Origin of the sequence: Desulfobacter postgatei 2ac9, from assembly GCF_000233695.2 — a bacterium.
Classification (GTDB): Bacteria; Desulfobacterota; Desulfobacteria; order Desulfobacterales; family Desulfobacteraceae; genus Desulfobacter; species Desulfobacter postgatei.
In genome coordinates this window covers 3,606,986-3,628,516 of record NZ_CM001488.1, presented here as the reverse complement: position 1 = coordinate 3,628,516, position 21,531 = coordinate 3,606,986, and the positions used below count along the sequence as shown (strand labels likewise).

Here is a 21,531-nt window from a genome sequence, read left to right as displayed (position 1 = left end):
TACAAAATTGAACATATGGAAGTATCACAAAAAATCCAAACACAGAGTGTTTATAACCATCCAGAATAGGTTCCAAAAAATTTTATCTGTTACTCGATGTTCAAGTTTTTTTATCCAATAAGTTGATGTCAAACGATAACATAATGTAGGCCGCAATATATATCACCTGCGTGTCATGGGGTCAAACCTTGATTTTTACCCTTATATTTCAACAATTAGAATACACCGAATTTCATCTGCGGTTCTTCACTTGCAGTTTAACCCCGCAGATCAGGATTAAAATAAGAACCGGGATACCCATCACGGCGGTTATCGTGAAAAACACAGGGTATCCCAGTTGGTCCACCATGGCCCCGGAATATCCGGAAAACACCTTTGGTACAAGGGTCATTAATGACGAAAATACGGCATATTGAACGGCGGTGAACCTGACATTGGTCAGACTGGATAAAAAGGCCACAAATGCAGCGCCGGCGAGGCCGCCGGCCAGGTTATCCGCGGAGATCACAAGGTAGAGCATGGGCAGGGCCGGACCGGTCCAGGCCATGAGAACAAACAGCAGGTTTGTCAGCGCTGACAGCAATGCCCCGGCAAAAAGAATGCGCATCACCCCGAACTGAATTGACAGGGTGCCACCCAGAAAACCGCCGGCAATGGTCATGAACAGTCCGAAGGTTTTTACGATGCTTGCGATATGAATTTTTGAAAAACCCATGTCCTGGTAAAAGACATTGGAAATAACACCTAGAACAATATCCGAAATCCGGTACAGGCCGATAAGCGCAAGAAGCATCCAGGCCAGGCCTGCGCCGTACCGCAAAAAAAAATCCGAAACCGGTTCAACATAGGCGGACCGGATCATCTCCATGTCCGCCACTTTCAGGGCCACCATCACCCTTGCCGCCAGAAGTGCTGAACAAAGGCCTGCGGCAAGCCGTGCGGTTTCAACTATAAATCCGGCGGCAGAATGGTTTTTCACAACAAGGGCCACCTGTTCTTTTAATGTGGATGCAATCCCGGATGAAAAATAAAACCACCCCACAAAGGCAGCCGCAGAAATTAAAAAAAGAATAAAAAACCGGGCATGATCCCTGTTCCGGGCGCAAGTTGCTTCTTTTTCCGTTATTGCAGGTTCTTTAATTACAAATACCGTGATCATCCCAATGGCCATCAGCCCGGCCATGATCTGGTAGGCCGTGCGCCAGGCCGTGTAATCATAAGCGCCCGGGGTTGAGCCTTGGATCTGGGCTATAAACAAGGCACCTGCACCTGCGGCCAGCATCCCGATCCGGTATCCGGCAATATACATCGAAGCCATCAAAGCCTGGAGCGCTTCGCCTGCTGATTCAATGCGGTAGGCATCAATGGCAATGTCCTGAGTGGCCGAAGAAAAGCCTAAGGCCACGGCAGCCAGAGCCATCAAGAATAAACAGTTCTCTGCCTTTGCCGGATCAATCATGGACATGGCAAAAATGGCCGAAGCAATGCAGATCTGGGCCAGAAGTATCCAGGCCCTGCGCCGGCCAAGCCTTCGAGTCATTACGGGAATGGGCATTTGATCCACCAAGGGTGCCCAGATAAATTTAAAGGAATACCCTAAGGCTGCCCAGGAGAAAAAGGTGACAGCCGAACGCTGGATACCTGCCTCACGAAGCCAAAGCGACAGAGATGAAAAAATCAGCAGAATGGGCAGCCCTGCGCTGAACCCGAAAAAAAGCATGGTGACCACCCTGGGGTGGGAAAAATTCTTGGCAGCCTCCCAGGCTTTTGAAGGGTTATAGAAAAATTTCAAAATCCGCAGCAACAGCATAACAGGAGGTGGAGAGGTGATTATTATTGAAAAATCGACGGCACTGGTCAACCATGGCATCCACCTGGTCATCGGTTCTGTCCTGGTTGATATGAATAAGGCCAAGCTGCCCCACTGACGCCTTAACGCTTAAATCCAAAACATCGGACAGGCAGGAGTGACCCCACCCGCTTCTATTCAGGTATTCATCATCCGTGTACTCGGTGTCATGGAACAGTAAATCCGCATCTTTTGAAAAGGCGATGTATTCTTTAACACTTCTGCCCTGGGAGTGGGTATATCCCAGTTCATTGTCCGTAAGAAACACAAATGTTTTCCCATTTTCCGTAAACCTGTATCCAATGCTGTCCTGGGAATGGGAGGTGAGGATTGTTTCAATATCCAGGCTGCCGATGGAAAAACGGTTGTTCAGGGATGAATCAAACCGGATATCAGCGTTGTAGGCCTTTAACCCGACGGGGAAAAAAGGCATACACATGACCCGGTCAATAACCTGTTTCGTTGTCAGTCCGGCAAAGGTCCGGTCCTGGATGTGGACTGTGGTATCCGCATCAAGCAGGGGATGAAAAAAGGGCATACCAATGATGTGATCCCAGTGGGTATGGGTCAAAAGCAGATAACATCTCTTAATTTTTTTTTGAACCATGGATTTTCCAAGCCTGCGGATGCCGGTACCGGCGTCAATGATCACAACCTCACCCGAATTTGCCTGGATCTCAAAACAGGTGGTATCGCCGCCGTACTTGGTATATTGTTGCCCTGATACACAGATTGATCCTCTAGAACCCCAACATTTTATTCGCATGCGTCTTTTGTATCCATCAGTTAGACATTTATTTTACGGAACTAACATCTTAGACTCATATGAAACCGGGCCGATAATTAACTCTATTTAGCAAAAAAATAATCATATTTAAACCTTCTTATATTAATAAAGGCCGGAATGAAAAAAAGATTTTAGAAATTCAGCTAAACAATTTTCAAAAAAATTTGGAAATATTAAATTTTTTATACTACATATACCATGCTTTTCGTTAGTCGGCATCTTGTTGCGTGCAACAGATGCCTACCTATATCAACCATGAACAGTTTTAAGAAGGGAATGATAATATGGCACAGCCAATTGCAGACAGGCGCGATGTCGACTTTGTATTGCATGAACAAATCGGAACGGTTGACCATGAGTTATTTGAGCAATTCAATAAAAAGACCGTTAACCTGATTGTCTCGGAAGCAAGGAAGCTTGCCATTAAGGAGATTCTGCCCACATTTAAAGACGGAGATGAGATCGGCTGCACCCTTGAAAACGGTAAAGTGACCACGCCCCAATCTTTCAAACGGGCCTGGAAGCTCTTCTGCGAAGGTGAATGGCTGGCCATGTGTGATGATCCGGAGGTGGGCGGCCAGGGCATGCCCAAAACCGTGGGGTGCGCAGCTTTGGAATATATGGTAGGCGCCAACTCCGCCTTTATGCTCTATTACGGCATGACCCACGGCGCATCCAAGCTGGTGGAAGCCTTTGGTAATGAAACCCAGAAAAAACTGTACATGAAAAAAATGTTTGCAGGCCAGTGGGGCGGCACCATGCTCCTGACGGAACCCGAGGCCGGTTCCGACGTGGGCGCGTTGACCACCGCAGCCACCTTGAACGATGACGGCACCTACACCATCCAGGGTACAAAAATTTTCATCTCTGCGGGTGAACACGATCTTTGCGATAATATTATCCATCCGGTCCTTGCGCGTATTGAGGGCGCACCTGCGGGCACCCGGGGAATCTCCCTGTTTCTGGTGCCCAAATACCTGGTTAATGAAGACGGCTCCCTGGGTGAATTCAACAATGTGGTATGCACGGGCCTTGAAGAAAAGATGGGCATTCACGGTAATGCTACCTGCACCCTGGCTTTGGGAGACAAAGGACCTTGCATCGGCACCCTTCTCGGCGAAGAAAACAAGGGCATGTCCGCAATGTTTCAAATGATGAACGAATCCCGGGCATTTGTGGGTGTCCAGGGTTTTGCCGTGGCGTCCGCCGCTTATATGAACGCCCTTGATTATGCCAGAACCCGGGTACAGGGCCGACATCTTACAGCGGGCAAGGATGCCACAGCCAAAAACGTAACCATTATTAATCACCCGGATGTTAAACGCCAGCTGCTGAATATGAAAGTATACACCGAAGGCATGCGGTCCCTGCACTATTACTATGCCAAATGCGAGGACATTGTTCATACCACGGATGATGAGGCATTAAAGGCCAATACCGCCGCTTTAATTGAGGTACTCACCCCAATTGTCAAAGGCTATATCACGGATAAGGCCCTTGAGGTCTGCTCCCACGGCGTCCAGGTTTACGGCGGATATGGATACTGCAAGGAATTTCCGGCAGAGCAGCTCATGCGTGATTCCAGAATCTTCATGATTTACGAAGGCACCAACGGGATCCAGGCCATGGATCTTCTCGGTCGCAAGCTCTCCATGAACAATGGGCAAAGTTTTGTATACTTCCTGGATCAGATCAGAAAAACCATAATTGAAGCCCAAAAAATTGAAGGACTTGAAGTACTTTTCGAAAAGGTCGAACTTGCTCTGGACCGGTATGATGTTGTTGCCTATGAGATCGGTGCAAGGGCAAGGTCTGAAAAGGTGCTTAACGCTTATGCCTTTGCTCACCCCTTCCTGGAGATTACAGGGGATATCGTCTTTGCCTGGATGCATCTGTGGCGAGCCTGTGTTGCCGCACCTAAATTGGCTGAAAAAGTAGGCTCTCTTGACCCTGAAGCTGTGGCTGCCAAGGTTGGGAAAAACAAAGAGGCAGCATTTTATGCCGGCGTGATGGCCTCTGCCAGATTTTTTATCAATACCCTTTTGCCCGGATCTTATGGTAAGATGGATGCCATTCTTGAAGGGGATAGCTCTGTGGAGGATATATTGGACGTCTCCTTTGGCTCAAAATAGTAAAAATAAAAGGGAGGAAAAGAACATGCTTGAAACCTTAAAAAACAGTCTGCTCACCGGGGTGGGTATGGCGCTGCGCTCCAAAAAAGAAATTGAAACCTTTGCCAAGGAGTTCGCAGAACAGTCTGAAATGAACCAGAAAGAGGCAAAGGACTTTCTGGAAGAGTGTAAAAAACGGTACGACGAAGCAAAATCCAGCCTTGATAAAAAAGTTGAAGCAGTTGTGGAATCGGTACTTAAACGCCTGGATCTGCCCACCCGTGGGGATATTGATGAACTCAATGCCCGGATTGACGAGCTGTCTAAAAAAATTGAAAAAGAGGCCTGAAATCCAGGCATCTTGCCCTGACCATGCTCAGTTTTAAGACCATTTCCAGGGTCACGAAACGATACCGGCATCTGGTTCGTTACCAACAGATTATCGGCATTATTTTCAAGTACGGATTTGAAAATATTATTGATGCCATGGGGATTGATCATTATCTTGATAAAATTCCGTTCTCAAAACCCCATGAGAAACTGTCCAGGAATCAGCGGATCAGGATGGTTTTGGAGGAGCTTGGGCCCACCTTCATTAAAATGGGCCAGGTATTATCCTCACGGCCGGATCTGATCCCCCTGGACTTGACCCGGGAGCTTGCCAAACTCCAGGACAAGGTGCCGTCATTTTCGTTTGAACAGGTCGGACAAATTATTCTTTCAGAGTTTGGCAGACCCATCAGTGAGGTATTCTATTCCTTTGAGGAGGCTCCTTTTGCTTCGGCCTCCATCGGACAGGTTCACCGGGCGGAACTGTCGTCAAAGGAGCAGGTGGCGGTAAAAATTCAGCGCCCCGGCATCCGTAAAACAATCGAGGTTGATCTGGAAATCATCCACTATCTGGCCCAGGTCATGGAAAAAAACCTGGAAGATATGGCCATATTCCGACCCGTGAAAATTGTTGAAGAATTTGCCCAATCCCTGGAAAAAGAGCTCGATTACATGGTGGAGGCGGCCAATATGGAACAGATGGCTGACCAGTTCGCCAGAGAACCGGACATCCGCATTCCCGAAGTCTACTGGTCCCATTCCACACAACGGGTGCTGTGTATGGAATATATCCTGGGGATCAAGGCCGATGACGTTGAAGCCATTGACCGGGCAGCTCTTGACAGAAAAAAAATCACCCGCATTGGCGCCGATTTTGTCATGCGTCAGATATTTGAGTTTGGTTTCTTCCATGCCGATCCCCATCCGGGCAATATTTTTATTCTGGAAGACCAGCGCATCTGCATGATTGATTTTGGCATGACGGGATTTGTGGATTCAACTACCCGGGAGTTATTCATTGATCTGCTCCAGGCGCTTGCCTCAAAAAATACCAGGAATACAGCCCGTCTGCTTTGCCGTCTGACCGAGCCCGACCCATCGGTCAATATGGCGGCCCTGGAAAAGGATATCGCACAATTTTGCGCGGTATATTTGTCCAGAAAGCTTGAAGAAATCAATCCCAGCCGCATGATTCACCAGTTTCTTGAGCTTTGCACCCGGCACGGGTTGAGAATCCCTCCGGACCTGTTTTTAATGATGAAGGCATTTATCAGTATTGAGGGGGTGGCACGCACACTAGACCCTCAATTTGATCTCCTTAACCATGCCCGGCCCTATATCAAGTCCGCAACCCTAAGAAAATATTCATTACCCCGGCTCTCCCGGGAGTTTTTAGGCATCGCCAGGGATCTCTTTTCCCTGCTTCAGACCCTGCCCGGGGATACAAGCAGCATCATGACCCAGATCAAAAAGGGAAAAATAAAGATCACGGTAAGCCTTGATGGTCTGGAGCGGCTGATGATGACCCAGGATCAGACATCCAATCGGATCTCTTTTGCCATTATCATTGCCGCCCTGATCCTGGGCTCGGCCATTGTACTCAACTCCCGGATCCCGCCCATGATTCTCGGCGTCTCCATCATCGGCATTGCCGGATTCATTGCTGCTGCTCTCCTTGGTGTCTGGCTATTGGTGGCCATTATTCGCAGCGGGCGACTTTAAGTACCGCAGATGAAATAAATTGCGTCTACAAACTTGCCAACGCATTCCGGGCTGTGTTAAAGTTTTTCTCAATAAAATCCAAAATCAATAAGTCTAAAAGATTTGAGGCTGCCCCTGACTATCCGAATCGGACATTTTATTAGTATTGATCATCTGATATTAGGACTTGCTTTACCCCGTTACATCCAGCGTAAAGGGTCTGGTGCCGATTCGGATATTATACCTTTTACCATGCGTTCCTGGGAACAGGTGGAGAGGGGATTTGCATCCGGGGATATTCATGCCGCTTTTATGGATATTGCCCAGGCCATGTATCTGTTTAACAAGGGTTCGGCAATATCCATGCTCATGTTCACTCACAGGGCAGGCAGCAGAGTCATTATGGCCAACCAAATTCAAAGATTGGCGGATCTTAAAGGTAAAAGCGTTTTGATTCCGCACAGGCTCAGTATTCAACATCTGCTTTTGCACAGACTGCTGAGTGCAGGAAATTTAAAAATCGCCGGTTCGGGAAAATTAGGAGAAAGCGTCAGAATTGAATCAGTACCGTTTGCCTTGATGCCGGAAATGGCCAGTTCGGATCTTGACGGCGATATTGCAGCTTTTATCTGCCCTGCCCCCTTTGGTGACGCGGAGGTTGAAAAAAAAGGATTCAAACATCTGCTCCTTTCCCGGGATTTGTGGAAGGATCATCCGGGTAGTGTATTCGTGGTACACCAGGATCTGCTTGTGACCAAAGGGGAGGATTTGGCCCTGATGGTCAGCTGTCTCCTTTATAGCGCCCGGGAACTTGACCGGTATATGTCATCATCCCCGGACACCGCCGAAAACACCATTGAACGCATCTCCGCCTCTTTTTTAGGCCTTTCTGGCGAGCAGATACGAAGGACACTTAACACCTCCGGGATTACCTATTGCCCAAAACTTCTGGCTCCGGATATGCAAATTTTGAACATCGTGCTTGATTATATGCGTACAACCATGAAGGTCATGCCGATCGAAGCCGACCTCAATGGATTTGTCAGGCCCGAATTTATTGATACTGTTCTATCGGAATTATAGTACTTGAAAATAGATATTGAAAAAATCTGTAAATCCTACGACGGGCCGGGGAAAAAAAAACATCAGATTCTCAAGGATATTTCCTTTTCCATAAATCCTGGGGATTTTGTGATTATTCTGGGTGAATCGGGTTGTGGAAAGACCACCCTGCTGAACATGCTGGCTGGGCTTGAAAATCCGACCTGCGGTCAAATTCGGGTGAACGGCAACCCTATTGTCGGCATCCATCCCTCACGTTCCATGCTGTTCCAGCAACCGGCCCTGATCCCATGGCTCAGCGTTAAGGAGAATGTGGCCTATGGTTGTAAAATCAGGAAAGAGACCCAGTATCTGGAATACCGGGTAAGCCAGTTTCTCGAAATCATGGGGCTGACAGGTTCGGCTGATGCAAAACCCAGCCAGCTCTCTTTAGGTATGGCTCAGCGGGTCTGCCTGGCCAGGGCGCTGGTGGGACGTCCCCAGGTCCTGCTGCTTGACGAGCCCTTTGCCTCGTTAGATACCTTTACCCAGGCCCATATCCAGGAAGAACTGGTAAACCTGTGGATGTCCGAAAGCTTTACCGCGGTCTTTGTCACCCATGATATTGATGAAGCCATACGCCTTGGCAATAAAATTGTTGTTCTGGCTGGTTCCCCTGCCGGGATTTCCGATATTTTCGATATCAATGTACCCTACCCCAGAAAACAGCATGATCCTGTGATCAAAGCGTTGAGAACCGATATTCTTGAACGATTTAAAATCGCATATTTAGTTAAACGGAGCCTGACGAATGGAATTTAACCATGTAAAGCCGGTATGCCCCAACAGTATTTCACGGCGAAGTTTTTTAAAAACAGCAATAGGGACAGCAGGCATAGCCGCCTGTGCCCCCATGGTATTTCCTTGCTCGGCAGCGGCAAAAAAAAGACCGTTAAAAATAGGTTATCTGCCCATTACAGATGCCACCCCTTTACTCGTTGCATACACTCTGGGTTATTTTTCCCACGAAGGACTTCATGTGGAACCGCCGGTCATGGTGCGGTCATGGAAAGTACTTTCCGAATCCTTTTTAACGGGTAAGTTTGATTTGGCCCACATGCTTTTTCCCATCCCCGTATGGATGCGATTCAAGCAGAACGTACCCGTCAAGGTTCTGGCCTGGAATCACACCAATGGCAGTGCGGTCACTGTTAAAACAGACGCCGGCATCAACCGGTTTGCGGATCTGGCCGGCAAACAGGTGGCCGTGCCCTCATGGTACTCCATGCACAATCTGGTCATGCAGTTAGGACTTCAGGTCCAGGGGCTTGAAGCTGTGATCCGACCGCCGGGCTCAAAGCTTGCCCCCCACGAGGTGAATCTTTTTATTCTGCCCCCCCCGGATATGCCCCAGGCGCTTTTGGGAAATAAGATAGACGCATTTATCGTGGCGGACCCCTTCAACGCGCTGGCTCAGGAAAAATTTTCGGCAAAAATTATGCGATATTCCGGAGATATCTGGAAAAATCATCCCTGTTGTGTTGTCGTCGCCAATGACCACCTGATCCAAGAAAGCCCCATAGTAATTCAAAAGGCGGTAAATGCCATTGTAAGAGCCCAGGCGTGGTGCCTGCAAAACCCAGAGGAAACGGCTCATCTGCTCAGCAGGGACGGCGAAGGATTTTTGCCGGTAAAAGAATCAATTCTTCACAGGGTTTTTGGTGCCATCCCCGAAAAAGAACTGATACACCCCCAGTGGAATGTAGAAAGAATCGGTTTCCAGCCCTTTCCTTTTCCATCAGCCACCCGATTTATTCTGGAACAGATGAAAAAAACCAAGGTTGAAGGCAACACGGATTTTCTGACAACCCTTGATGTAAATAGAGCCGTTGCACAGCTTGTGGACGACCGTTTTGTCAGAAAAGCCCTTGACGACATGGGGGGAGTGAAAGCGTTCAGCCATCGCGACACAGAAGATCTCTTTTCCAGGGAAGAAACCGTTGAAATCAATTGAAAAAAATTTCCAGGATAGAGCCGTCCAGGTCGGCTTATCATCATTTTTCACCCGGGTATGGTCGGGCTGGAAATATGAACTTGCCGGACTTGTCCTGTTTGCCTGTGCCTGGGCCGTTATCACACAGGTTATCTTCACCAGGCCTGGACTGTCCCATTTTAAAGGTTTTCTACCCGGCCCGACTCTAACGGCCATGGCAGACGCTTTTCAGAATTCCAGATTTTGGATGTCGGTTTTTGCAAGCCTGCGTAGAATCGTTGTAGGGATAGCCATATCAGCAGTCATCGGACTCCCATTGGGCATACTGATCGGTTTTTTCACTCGTCTTCGCAAGCTGACCTATTCGCCGATTCAATTCGTAAGAATGATCAGCCCCCTGTCATGGATGCCCATTGCATTGCTTTTATTTACCAGCTTTGAATCCGCAGTTCATTTTTTGATTGTAATGGCGACAATTTGTCCTATAATACTCAATACAGCCATTGGTGTCATGGATATTAACCCCCAGTGGATAAAAATGGCTTTGAACCAGGGTGCCAATAACGTTCAACTCATTCAAACGATTGTTATTCCATATTCCATCCCACATATGATGACCAGCATCAGACTGGCGCTGGGGATTGCATGGATTGTTTTGGTCCCGGCAGAATTTTTAGGGGTATCATCGGGTCTCGGCTATCTGATTAACGATGCCAGGGATACCATGGAATATGACAAACTTATGGCCGTAATCATTGCCATCGGCATGCTGGGATTTATACTCGACAAAGTTTTCCAGAAATTGCAGCACAGGTTCAGCTGGTCATGGACCGACGATGTTTAAGAGATAAAATTTTTAATTTTTTATATACTATACCTTTTCAGGACATAAGGAGTATTTTATGGCGGTAGACCCGAATATCAAAATTGTTGTGGCAGATGATTCAGGCACTATGCGGATAATGTTCAAACAAATCCTGGCTAAAGCCGGATTTTCAAATCTTGTTATGGCGGTGAACGGTGTAGACGGCCTTGAAAAAGTAAAAGTTGAAAAACCTGATCTTGTCATCTCCGACTGGAACATGCCCACGCTCGATGGCCTTGGATTTCTCAAAGAATTAAGAGCCTCTGAAGCATTTAAGGATCTGCCTTTTATCATGGCCACGGCCCAGGCCGACATGGGCCAGCAGAAAGCCATCCTGGAAGCCGGTGGGAATGCCCATTGCCCAAAGCCGTTTAATGAACAGGAAATAACAAAGGCGATTGAAAGGGCTTTCTCCGGAGGGATGAAAAAACAGCGGATAACAAAAAAGCGAAGCATTATTGGAGGGCGCGTTGAACTCAATGTCGCCCACATTCAGATTACCGACCACCTTGCTCTGGGCGCCCTGAAACACCGCATTAACCAAGGGGATGTGACCCCCCAGCACTTTGATCTGTCCACCAGCCTGATGGGTGGATGGAACCCGATACAGGAAGGCCTTGAAAGCGGGGAAATTGACTGCGCCTTTGTTCTGGCACCCATTGCCATGGACCTGTTTGCCTATGACTCCCCTATTCAGCTGGTCCTGTTTGCCCACAAGAACGGTTCCACATTTGTGCGCTCCCGGCATTATGATTACAGGTTTGACTCTTTGCAAAGCTTTTACAAATACAAGGTTGTGGATATTCCTCACAAAATGTCGGTTCACCACATGCTTGCACATCAATTTTTGAAGGAACTGGGGCTCAAACCCGGTGTTCCGGGGAAAAAAGCGATTAATGTGCGCTTTGAGGTGGTTCCACCCATTAAGATGCCCGGCATTATGAAAGAAAACGAAGATGTGGGGGGATTTATGGTTGCCGAACCGGTTGCCACCAAAGCCATCAAGGGGGGAATCGGCAACCTGGAATTTTATTCAGCCACACGCTGGGAGAATCATCCCTGCTGCATTGTGGCCATGCAAAAGGACTTTATCCAGAAACATCCTGAAGCTGTTCAGGAGTTTGTCTCTCTGCTGGTCGATACCGGCGAGTTTATTGAAAACGATAAGGCCCGGGCGGCGAACATTGCCGTAAAATTCCTGGACCCCGAAGGTAAAATGGGGTTGAGTTCTCAGGTGCTTCAAAATGTATTTTCCCAGCCCATGGCCATCTGTTGGGACGGACTCTATCCGGAAGCATCAGATTTAGATAAAATTCAAAGATACATGCACGATGTCATGGAGATCGGCAAAATTATTGACCTTGAAAACTTTATTGACCCCAGTTTTGCCAACATCGCATTTAATATAAATTAAGGAGTTATGTATGAGAATTACAGATCCCCAAGTCATACTGAACGGAGAAAAAGACCTCATTGCATCTGTCCAAAAAGATCTGGATCTTGATGCAGTCAGGGATCTGCTCAAGGAGCGTCTGACCGCAAAGGCGCTGTCCCCCAAAGGCGGCCAGATTGTGGTACATAACAATCATGTGGCGTTCAGGCTTGATTATAAAATTAATATTAACGGCAGCCTGCTTTTTGACCGGAACGGAAACCTGATTGAAGATAGTGAAAGTACGGCGTCTAAACAAGACACTCAGGATGAAAATGATGAAAATGCTGCCCCGGTATCAGATCTGGATGACAATCTGTCTATTCACTTTCCCGATGATGATGATGCCCCGGATGATGAGCCCGGCCAAGTAAAGGCAGAGGATACCGAACCCGAAGAGCTGTCTGATGAGATGCAGGGGGCTGATCCCAAACTGGAAATTGAAGACCTTGAAGATGAACCTGGATTTGATCAGGAGAACCTCAACATCCTTGACTCAGATGATGCTGATGAACTGATTGATTTATCCGAAGAGGATGATGAGGATGATATAGAAGATTTAAACATTGATGCATTTACAGATATTAATCTGGAAGACAAGGAAAACGATGAGAATGTAGTTGATGACGATATAAGTGACATTCTGCAGGAAAACCGTAACTTCTGGGAAAAGAAAAAAGAGTGATAGCGGAAAAAACCATGGATACTTTTTCCGAAAAAAAAGTGCTCTCATCAGGCACCTTGCGAAAGAATGTATGAATCAACTTGATATGATGGCCACCCGGGACGTTTTAACCCGTGTGTTGACCCGAAAGAGATTTTTTGAACTTGGAGAGCCCCTGTTCAATGCGTCAGGCAGTGAATTATATGTCCTGATGATTGATATTGACTATCTTAAAAAGATCAATGATCAGTATGGCCATGATGTGGGCGACATCGTTTTAAAAACAGTGGCAAATGTCATCAAAGATGTCTTGCCACCGGATGCAATATTCGGGCGCATGGGCGGTAAAGATTTTTCCGTCATGTACACGGCACAGACCCACGAAGTGTCTATGGATATTGTTTCGGATATCCTGAAAACCGTTGCCGAAACCCGGATTCCCCTGAAGGACGGCAGTGCTGTGTCCTGTACAATTTCCATTGGAATTGGACGTAAATATCCTGAATTCAATTCCCTGGGCAGCCTGTTACAAGAGGCGGACATAACCCTTTGCCAGGCCAAGGAGAGCGGCCGGAATACCAGTATTTTCAGGGATCGATAGCGCTTTTTCGGGCCGTCATATATTGTCAATCCACTTTCCCAAAAATTCAAAATCAGGAGGTTTATCATGGAAAAAACCGTATTATTTGCATTCCGGGGAGACCCTTTATGCTTTGTTCACGTACTTCTCAATGCCCTTGACCTAAAACGGCGGGGCCAGGAAGGACTTATTGTTCTGGAGGGAGAATCTGTCAAACTTGTCGGGCCCATGTCGGAATCCGGGCATTTTTTAAACCCCCTTTACAAAAAAGCCAAAGAGGCCGGCCTTATCTACGGCGCTTGCAAGGCCTGTGCAACCAAACTTGACGCCCTTGCTCCCATTGAAAAGGAAGGCATTCCCCTGGTTGGGGATATGGCCAACCATCCTTCCATGGGCGCGTTCATCGAAAAAGGATACAAGATCATTACGTTCTAAAACGACATCAGCCCGGATTCCAGGAAATCGGGTCCGGGCCCATGTCAGATTACGGAACTTGTATCTTTAAAAATGTCTTTTATTTACCGCAGCATTTCTTGTACTTGCGCCCACTGCCGCAGGGACAGGGTGCATTCCGGCCCACCTTGGTGGAAACAGCAGGTTTTGGTTTCACCATCTCACCGGTGGTGAAAAACCATGCATTGTCCTGTTTTGAAAATCGGCCAAGCTCATGATGATTTTGAACAGTGCCGTTTGTCCGGTAAGTGGCTATGAATTCAACCGTGCCTTCCTGGTCTTCGGAACAGCCGGCTTCTGTTGCAACAATTTCAAGGCCCAGCCATTCCGAATTTTGCGCCCATGATTTTGTGCTGGCATGATCGTACCCCTCCCGGTGATCCGGATGGGTGGTGTTAAAAATAAAATCCGTATCAACCTTTGTATAGGCGCTATAACGGGCGCGCATCAGTTGTTGTGCAGTCCGGGCAGGCTCTGTTCCGGTAATGACGGGTTCGCAGCATTCGGCATAAGCAAGGTTGCTTCCGCAGGGACATTCTTCCATATTTACATTTCCTCCATGGAAATCAGTTAGTTTGAATCTCAGGGAAATATCACATGCGCTGCAGTCCGGCAATATTCATAATGCTTTTTTCTTAAATATAGACTTTCCACAGCGAGCTGACACGAGGTTATCACCTGTTCGGCATCCTTTTCATATCCATTGGAGATCACCAGCGCCGGACAGCCCAGGTCTGCTATAATCCCGGCAGGGTATAGGCATAGGTTTCCTCATACTGCAACCCAATGTTAATTGAGCAAAAGCTGCATAAAGAAACGGACACGAATGATGACTTCTCCATATTCATGCATTATTTTTATTAACAATGAAATATTTCATGAAAGCCAAACAAGGAGCGCATACATGGAAAAAGCACCTTCAGTGTCAACCCTTAACGCGGGATTTAAAAACAGTTTTGCAATGCTTCCGAAAAAATTTTATGAACCCATTACGCCCGAAACCGTACACGACCCTGTGTTGCAAAAATACAACTGGAAACTGGGCCGTGAACTGGGGTTTAATTTTACTCAAGAGACGCCGGAACTGACAGATTGTCTGGCAGGAAATCTTGTTTTTGCAGATTCCACACCTGTTGCCATGGCATATGCCGGGCATCAGTTTGGCAGATTTGTGCCCCAGCTTGGCGATGGCCGGGCCATTCTGCTCGGAGAAAAGATCACCCCGGACGGTAAACGCGTTGATGTTCAACTCAAAGGTTCCGGCAGAACACGGTTTTCCCGGGGCGGAGACGGCAAGTCGCCTCTGGGGCCTGTAATCCGTGAGTACATTGTCAGTGAGGCCATGCACGCGTTAGGGGTGCCCACCACCAGGGCCCTTGCAATCGTCTCCACAGGAGAACGAATCCTGCGCGAGGATGGGATACATCCGGGCGGCGTTATGACCAGGGTCGCATCGGGTTTTGTCCGGGTGGGCAGTTTCGAGTATTTTGCCGCCCGGGGAGATGAAGCGGCAATTGGCGAGCTTGCCGATTACGTGATTGCCCGCCATTACCCTGAAATTTTGGAAACAAAAGACCGATACAGGCAATTTTTTTCATCGGTTGCCACAAGGCAGGCCAGGCTTGTGGCCAAATGGATGCAGCTTGGATTTATTCACGGGGTCATGAATACGGACAACACCTCAATTTCAGGAGAGACCATTGATTATGGGCCTTGTGCCTTTATGGATTATTATGACCCGAACATGGTCTTCAGTTCCATTGATACCATGGGAAGATACCGTTATGCCAACCAGGGCGCCATTATGAAGTGGAATCTGCACGCTCTTGGCATTTCTTTACAAGCGCTTTTAGGTAACACAGAGGAAGAGGCAATGGATGTGATTGATGCCACCTTAACTGCGTTTGAACAAGAATTTCTTCACGCCCAAAAGGTTGGTTTGCTCAAAAAAATCGGAATAGAAAAACCAGGTGACCAGGATTTTTCCCTTCTTGGGGAACTGCTTGCTCTCATGCAGAGTCAAAAAACCGATTTTACCCTGACGTTTCGCTATCTGGCAGATCAAATCAGGGAAGGATCAACCATGACGCCGCAATTTCAAAAACTTTTCAAAGCACCGGATGCTATTTCTGCCTGGCTTGAATCATGGCGGAAGCGGCTGGCTGAAGAAAATCGTCCTGACGTCATTCAGGCAAAAATGAACCGGATCAATCCCCTTTTCATTCCCAGAAATCACCGGATTCACAAGGCGATTGAGGATGCTGAAGCCAGAGATGATTTCAGTCAGGTACACCTGCTGACAGCGCTTTATGAAAATCCTTTTACGGAACAGCCCAAGTTTACCGATTATGCCCAGGCACCCGCCGATGAAAAACGGGTAACCCGGACATTTTGCGGTACTTGAGGTACAACCTTGTTGACGAAAACCTTGATCAACCCCAGGACATAATCAATATCCGCATGGGTATGGCAGGCGTTGATCTGAAACCGTATGGTTTCATCTCCTTTGGGAACAACCGGAAAGGTCAAGCCCACCACGAGCACACCGTTTTCGTAAAGAAAATTTACCAGATCATGGGTTCTGGCGGTATCCCTGACCATGAGCGGCACCACGGGATGAGGACCGTCAATTGATTCAAGGGCCATATTCCTAAGACCGTTTCGAAAAACTGTGGTTATTGTGCCTAAATGATCCAGAAGGTCCAGACCCTGGTCACTGTCACAAATATCAATGGCGGCCAGGGCCGCGGCACAGTCTGCAACGCTTAAAGGGTTGGTATAGATATATGTATCTGCCTTTTGTCGAACCGCTTCAATAATGGTATCACTTGCTGCGATGAAGCCGCCGTTAACCCCGAAGGCTTTGCCGAAAGTGCCGACAATGACGTCTGGCCGGACGCCTGTATGCTCGCTGGTGCCCCGGCCTGTTGCGCCATAGGCACCGATGCCGTGGGAGTCGTCCACAACGGTTATAACGCCGTCCTTAAATTTGTCGTCATAGGGTTTGCAGACCTTGAGGATTGCGTCAATGGGGGCAAAATCGCCACGCATGGAAAAAATACCGTCAAAAATGACCACGACACGTTCGATGTGCGGGGGGACCTCATCAAGGCAGCGCTTCAGATCTTCCATGTCATTGTGTTTGAAAATACCCTTGTTGGCGGAAGGGATATTTGAAATACGCATGGCCCTGATAATGGAATTGTGATTGAGCTGGTCCCCTATCCAGTGTGTTTTTGGACTGGAGATGGACAAAGCCAGGCCACAATTGGCGGTATAGGCTGAGTTAAAAATTTTTGCACAAGGCATGCCGACAAATTCGGCAATTCGTTTTTCCAATGCAGCGTGGTAACTAAATGTTCCGTCTATAAATCTGACCGCACCAGGGCCCACACCAAATTCACGCGTTGCTTTGTCGGCCGCCTGAACAAGCGCCGGATGGGTGGATAAAGACAGATAGGAGTTTGAATTGAGCCGGATATATTCTCTGCTGGATCCTGCAAGCCGGTATCTTGGACCTGAATCGTTTGCTGGGGGGATATATTCCGTAATAATTCTCTCTGGGGCTTTTGCCCTGCCTTCAGCAGCGAGGGCGGCCAACTCGGTTTGAAGGCTTTTGTCCAATTTCTCTGTTGTCATATCAAGGCCCTTTGTAGTTTAGTCCCAATCCAGTATCACTTTCCCTGATTTTCCTGTCCGCATCACATCAAATCCCTTTTGAAATTCCGTGTAATCGAACCTGTGGGTAATCAACGGGGAAATATCAAGGCCGCTTTGAACCATGGCGGTCATTTTATACCAGGTTTCAAACATCTGGCGTCCATATATCCCTTTGATGGTGAGCATATTAAAAATAACCTTGTTCCAGTCCATGGGAATTTTTTCAGGCAGAATGCCTAGAAGAGCGATTTTTCCGCCGTGGAACATGTTATCGAGTATGGCGTCGAGTGCTGCAGGGCTCCCGGACATTTCCATGGCCACATCAAATCCTTCTCTCATACCAAGTTCCTTTTGAACCTTGGTCAGGTTTTCTTTTTCCGGATTCACGACCCGGGTGGCACCTGCCTTTTTGGCAAGACCTAAACGGAAAGGGTTCGGATCCGTTACCACAATATTTCTGGCGCCCGCATGTTTTGCAATTGCCGCTGCCATGCATCCTATGGGCCCTGCACCCGTGATCAGTACATCTTCGCCGAGAACGTCAAAGGTTAAAGCGGTATGAACAGCATTACCCAGAGGATCAAAACAGGCAAGAATGTCCAAGGGGATTTTTTCATCACAAAACCACACATTGGTTACCGGGATAGCCAGGTATTGGGCAAAGGCGCCTGGCCGGTTGACGCCCACGCCTTTTGTGTCTCGACACAGATGACGACGCCCGGCAAGACAGTTCCTGCAATGGCCGCAGATAATATGGCCTTCCCCGGAAACCAGATCCCCGGGCCTGCAATCTTTTACATGGGAACCGACGGCAACAATTTTTCCCACAAATTCGTGCCCTATGTGCATGGGCACGGGCACATTTTTTTGGGACCATTTATCCCAGTTGTAAATATGCACATCCGTGCCGCAGATGGCTGTCTTTAAAATTTTAATAAGCACGTCGTTGTGGCTGATGCCGGGAACCGGTATATCTTGCAGCCAGAGCCCTTCTTTGGGCTGGGCCTTTACCAGGGCTTTCATGGTATTGGGAATGGATGGCGTCATGACAAGAAAAATCCTTTATTCAAAAGGTTTTCCTACATACTGCCGTTCTTTGTATCAAATGTCAACGGCAGTATTTTTATATATTAGAAGGGTAAAAGTTCTTGATCAACTCAAATGGTTTGTCCCACGGCAAACGGGGTACACTGCAGTCCGACGCTGCCGTTTTTTACCCATAGCCGGACCATGGCAATCGAATCCCCTGCCGGACTTGTAATACAGCCCTGCTCCTCTATTGACAAAATATCTTTTAGTTTAAAATCATAGTAAAAGGTGTGCTCACCAAATGGATCCGCCACCAAAATAACGCGCTCTTTTCCATATGGATGTTTTTTGGGTGATCCATAAAATGAGCAGCAGTTCTTTTTATCAAAATCCATATTTCTGACATACTTTTTCAGTTCAAAGTTCTCTTTAAGTTCAAGAAATTTTTCAATCACCATATAAACGCTCCTTGATTACATATCAGTTGGCTGAACTCACACCTATCAGAAAACATATAAACCTGTACCTGCCGGTGTCAAGGCAAAAGAACGCGCAGGCGGCCTAATTTTTTTGACACCAACATTGTTTGATTACCCCCTGCAACAGGCTGTTAATAAAAAAGCGCCATCTTCTTTAGTTACCAAAGTTCTGGTGCAGCCAACGGCCGCTTTAACCTTGATATCTTGAAGATGACGCTCCCTCTCTGTCCTTAAAAAAATCTGGTTTCCCACTTCCTTCCCAAAACCGCCTTTGCTGAAAACGCCGGAATGGTTCACAACTTTTGGGAGATGATACTTTTTCTCAAGATTGCAGCATATATTTTTATGGGCAGCAAGCCTGGAAACCCTCAGGTTTTCTGGTATCCCTTTAAATCATTAGATCATTAGAAGTTGATCTGCCATTTCATGCCGTAGTAAATAGTCTCAGTGTCGCCGTCTTCACTACCGTCCAAGAAACCAATTTCAGGAACAACGAAAACACCAGGCGCCAGATGGATGGTGGTATTAAGATAGTATGTGGCCGATTCATCTTCATCTTCATCATTGTCATCAAGGTCGGTTTGATTATAACCGTAACCGGCTTCAACGGTAAAGGTGTCATTAATTTTATAACCGGCAACCAGCATGAAACCAATGCATTCGTTATCAATCAGTTTTCCACCGGAGACTTCTGCAAAACCGTCATTTATGGCGGTGTCGCCGTCAACAGAAATCCAGATTAAGTTACCGGCGTTTTGACCATAGTAGACATCGCCTTTCATGAAGAAACCCGCCGTGTTAAACTGAGCGCCTAAACCCAGAACATAGGAATCAACATCCTCCTCGTCCGAACCAACAGTGGTCTCAAAGGTACTGTAACCGGCACCAAAGTCCAGAACAAGCATGTCAAGGTCAAGGGTATAACCAACTTCAATGGCAGGAATAATGACTTGGTCATCTCCGGCATAACCTGCTCCGTTGTTGTTTACAGTAGTGTCCGGGTTAAGAAAAGCAATTTTAAAACCATCGAAATCCAGACGAATTTGAGCCGCGCGATGGGAATAAAGAGCACCCTGTGCCAGCAGATCACCATCATGGCCATAGACCTGGTTGGACCAGAGCCAGGACATCGGCGCGTAGTCCTGACCCACTGTTAATTTACCGGCACCAAAGTCCCATTGCCCATAAAGCAAACGAATATTGGCGTTTCCACCGGAAGCCCCATATTCAAAACGTCCGGTCAGTTCGTCGGAGACTTTAACGTTTGCACCGATACGGGCGTTCACCTGAAGGTATTCAGAATATTGTGTATTGCCGTCATCGCCTGAAATGATGTCAGTATCATCCCAAAAGGTAGCTATACGGGCACTTCCATAAAAATTCCACTCTGCTGCATAGGCAGAACCCATCATTAGAGCAAGTGCCGCGAAAACTACAATAGTTTTTTTCATCTTTCTCTCCTTTTTAAATATACTAAAAAATGCCAAAAAAAACCTGATTGGACCAGACTCCTACGATGGTTATAAGATTTTTGTCAACCCTTTTTGTTTCTGTGTATAGAATTATCACATAAAAATATAGAATTTATGCAATACCCTGTAAATCAAATTGTATCATCCCCGAGCATTTTAGCCACCAGCTTCATATGTGATTTCTCCATCTGGGCAATGGAGAGAAAGGCGTCCTGTGCCTCACCCTGCCCCCGACGGTCTGCCATGGTGCGGTAAAGATCATAGGCCTGTATTTCAATGCTCAACGCCATCTCTATGATATCTGTCCATGTGACTTTTTGATTGGCGTACAAATCGGTCATCACGTCTGAAAGGGGACGGCCATTTTCAAGGATTTCCCCTTTCAGAGATCCATAAAGCTCTTCAAAGGGTAACGGGTTTTCAACGCTTTTCTTCCAGTACGAATAAATAGTTCGGGCATGAGCAATTTCAGCCTTTGACAGTTGTTCAAGCGGGGCTATAAAATTTTGATCCGGGGTAAAGGAGAGAAGACTTTCATAAAACCGCTCTGCGGCTTTTTCCAGTTCCATTCCCTGGTAAAGCAGCTGGTCATCGCTTTCTTGGTAGTCAAACACCTGCAGCCGGGGAAATCCTTCCAGGGAATGGCCCTGGTAAGAGAGAAATCCGCCGGTGATATTGTAGGTTTTCTGTGGGTCTCTGCCGCTTTCTGCCGCCATGATGCCGGCCACTTCCGATCGGGCACCGCTATGGCAGTAAAAAAACAGGTCCTTGTCCAGAGCAAGTTCCGATAAATGGTTGCCCAGCGTATTTAAGGGGATCAGTTTGGCCCCCGGAAGATGTCCGGCCGCATATTCTCGTTCCTGCCGGACATCAACCAGGATAAAATCGGCTTCCTTGTTTGCAGCACGGTACTGTTCAAATGCTTCAAATGAAATTTCTTTAAATTCGTCGTCTATAATCATAATCTACCCACTCATAGGCTCTGTTGTCCGTTGGTCATCATTTTTTAACCCACTAAATCAGAGCAATTAGCTTCTTTTTATCTTAATCAAAGGCCAATTTTTTGTCACCCCTGAGCCCAGAAA

20 protein-coding genes are annotated in these 21,531 nt (G+C 47.3%); 12 read left to right on the top strand and 8 right to left on the bottom strand.

All coding sequences use genetic code 11. The features are described 5' to 3' along the window. Positions 1–232: 232 nt before the first annotated feature. Both DESPODRAFT_RS16800 and DESPODRAFT_RS16795 read right to left on the bottom strand, forming a co-directional pair. Positions 233–1,792, bottom strand: a complete 1,560-nt coding sequence (locus DESPODRAFT_RS16800) for an AmpG family muropeptide MFS transporter (protein WP_245531950.1) — start codon at positions 1,790–1,792, stop codon at positions 233–235. Next, positions 1,776–2,615, bottom strand: a complete 840-nt coding sequence (locus DESPODRAFT_RS16795) for an MBL fold metallo-hydrolase (protein WP_004075141.1) — start codon at positions 2,613–2,615, stop codon at positions 1,776–1,778. The genes DESPODRAFT_RS16800 and DESPODRAFT_RS16795 overlap by 17 nt, the downstream gene beginning before the upstream one ends. Before the next feature lie 305 nt (positions 2,616–2,920). Between DESPODRAFT_RS16795 and DESPODRAFT_RS16790 the strand changes: the two genes are divergently transcribed. From DESPODRAFT_RS16790 to DESPODRAFT_RS16740, 11 genes are all read left to right on the top strand, one after another. Continuing rightward, entirely contained in the window at positions 2,921–4,768 is a 1,848-nt protein-coding gene (locus DESPODRAFT_RS16790; protein WP_004075138.1) for an acyl-CoA dehydrogenase family protein, read from the top strand. A gap of 25 nt (positions 4,769–4,793) precedes the next feature. Beyond that, positions 4,794–5,096 (top strand): phasin family protein, encoded by a 303-nt coding sequence (locus tag DESPODRAFT_RS16785; RefSeq protein ID WP_004075136.1) that lies wholly within the window; start codon positions 4,794–4,796, stop codon positions 5,094–5,096. A 23-nt stretch (positions 5,097–5,119) separates the two neighbouring features. Further along, positions 5,120–6,799, top strand: coding sequence for an ABC1 kinase family protein (locus DESPODRAFT_RS16780; protein ID WP_004075134.1), 1,680 nt, complete (start codon positions 5,120–5,122; stop codon positions 6,797–6,799). A gap of 231 nt (positions 6,800–7,030) precedes the next feature. Then, positions 7,031–7,861, top strand: a complete 831-nt coding sequence (locus DESPODRAFT_RS16775) for an ABC transporter substrate-binding protein (RefSeq protein ID WP_157488520.1) — start codon at positions 7,031–7,033, stop codon at positions 7,859–7,861. Positions 7,862–7,864: 3 nt separating this feature from the next. Then, the gene (locus DESPODRAFT_RS16770) at positions 7,865–8,641 is read left to right on the top strand and encodes an ABC transporter ATP-binding protein (RefSeq protein WP_004075130.1); all 777 of its coding nucleotides are present in this window, start codon (positions 7,865–7,867) and stop codon (positions 8,639–8,641) included. Next, the gene (locus tag DESPODRAFT_RS16765) at positions 8,631–9,833 is read left to right on the top strand and encodes an ABC transporter substrate-binding protein (protein WP_004075128.1); all 1,203 of its coding nucleotides are present in this window, start codon (positions 8,631–8,633) and stop codon (positions 9,831–9,833) included. Before DESPODRAFT_RS16770 ends, DESPODRAFT_RS16765 begins: the two co-directional genes overlap by 11 nt. Next, on the top strand, positions 9,820–10,656 hold the full coding sequence (locus DESPODRAFT_RS16760) for an ABC transporter permease (RefSeq protein WP_004075126.1): 837 nt from the start codon (positions 9,820–9,822) through the stop codon (positions 10,654–10,656). The genes DESPODRAFT_RS16765 and DESPODRAFT_RS16760 overlap by 14 nt, the downstream gene beginning before the upstream one ends. 58 nt (positions 10,657–10,714) lie before the next feature. Then, positions 10,715–12,091: an ABC transporter substrate-binding protein gene (locus DESPODRAFT_RS16755; RefSeq protein ID WP_004075124.1), complete on the top strand. Its 1,377-nt coding sequence runs from the start codon at positions 10,715–10,717 to the stop codon at positions 12,089–12,091. A gap of 10 nt (positions 12,092–12,101) precedes the next feature. Beyond that, a complete protein-coding gene (locus DESPODRAFT_RS16750) occupies positions 12,102–12,794 on the top strand; it encodes a hypothetical protein (RefSeq protein WP_004075123.1) in 693 nt (230 codons plus the stop codon). Positions 12,795–12,864: 70 nt separating this feature from the next. Beyond that, the gene (locus DESPODRAFT_RS16745; RefSeq protein ID WP_004075121.1) at positions 12,865–13,374 is read left to right on the top strand and encodes a GGDEF domain-containing protein; all 510 of its coding nucleotides are present in this window, start codon (positions 12,865–12,867) and stop codon (positions 13,372–13,374) included. A 66-nt stretch (positions 13,375–13,440) separates the two neighbouring features. Then, positions 13,441–13,788: a hypothetical protein gene (locus DESPODRAFT_RS16740; protein WP_004075119.1), complete on the top strand. Its 348-nt coding sequence runs from the start codon at positions 13,441–13,443 to the stop codon at positions 13,786–13,788. Positions 13,789–13,867: 79 nt separating this feature from the next. Here DESPODRAFT_RS16740 and DESPODRAFT_RS16735 read toward each other — a convergent pair whose 3' ends face one another. Beyond that, entirely contained in the window at positions 13,868–14,350 is a 483-nt protein-coding gene (locus tag DESPODRAFT_RS16735) for a YchJ family protein (protein ID WP_004075117.1), read from the bottom strand. 360 nt (positions 14,351–14,710) lie between these two features. On the opposite strand from DESPODRAFT_RS16735, the gene DESPODRAFT_RS16730 reads away from it, so the two are divergent. Continuing rightward, positions 14,711–16,210 (top strand): protein adenylyltransferase SelO, encoded by a 1,500-nt coding sequence (locus DESPODRAFT_RS16730; RefSeq protein ID WP_004075115.1) that lies wholly within the window; start codon positions 14,711–14,713, stop codon positions 16,208–16,210. Here DESPODRAFT_RS16730 and DESPODRAFT_RS16725 read toward each other — a convergent pair. From DESPODRAFT_RS16725 to DESPODRAFT_RS16705, 5 genes are all read right to left on the bottom strand, one after another. After that, entirely contained in the window at positions 16,153–17,445 is a 1,293-nt protein-coding gene (locus tag DESPODRAFT_RS16725; protein WP_004075112.1) for an aminotransferase class I/II-fold pyridoxal phosphate-dependent enzyme, read from the bottom strand. The two genes, DESPODRAFT_RS16730 and DESPODRAFT_RS16725, sit on opposite strands and share 58 nt — an antisense overlap. Positions 17,446–17,463: 18 nt before the next feature. Next, positions 17,464–18,513 (bottom strand): L-threonine 3-dehydrogenase, encoded by a 1,050-nt coding sequence (tdh, locus tag DESPODRAFT_RS16720; RefSeq protein ID WP_004075110.1) that lies wholly within the window; start codon positions 18,511–18,513, stop codon positions 17,464–17,466. 110 nt (positions 18,514–18,623) lie between these two features. Further along, positions 18,624–18,953 (bottom strand): hypothetical protein, encoded by a 330-nt coding sequence (locus DESPODRAFT_RS16715; protein WP_004075109.1) that lies wholly within the window; start codon positions 18,951–18,953, stop codon positions 18,624–18,626. Between the two features lie 425 nt (positions 18,954–19,378). Next, positions 19,379–20,425, bottom strand: coding sequence for a hypothetical protein (locus DESPODRAFT_RS16710; protein WP_004075107.1), 1,047 nt, complete (start codon positions 20,423–20,425; stop codon positions 19,379–19,381). Positions 20,426–20,577: 152 nt separating this feature from the next. Next, a complete protein-coding gene (locus DESPODRAFT_RS16705; protein ID WP_004075105.1) occupies positions 20,578–21,408 on the bottom strand; it encodes a rhodanese-like domain-containing protein in 831 nt (276 codons plus the stop codon). Positions 21,409–21,531 lie beyond the last annotated feature (123 nt).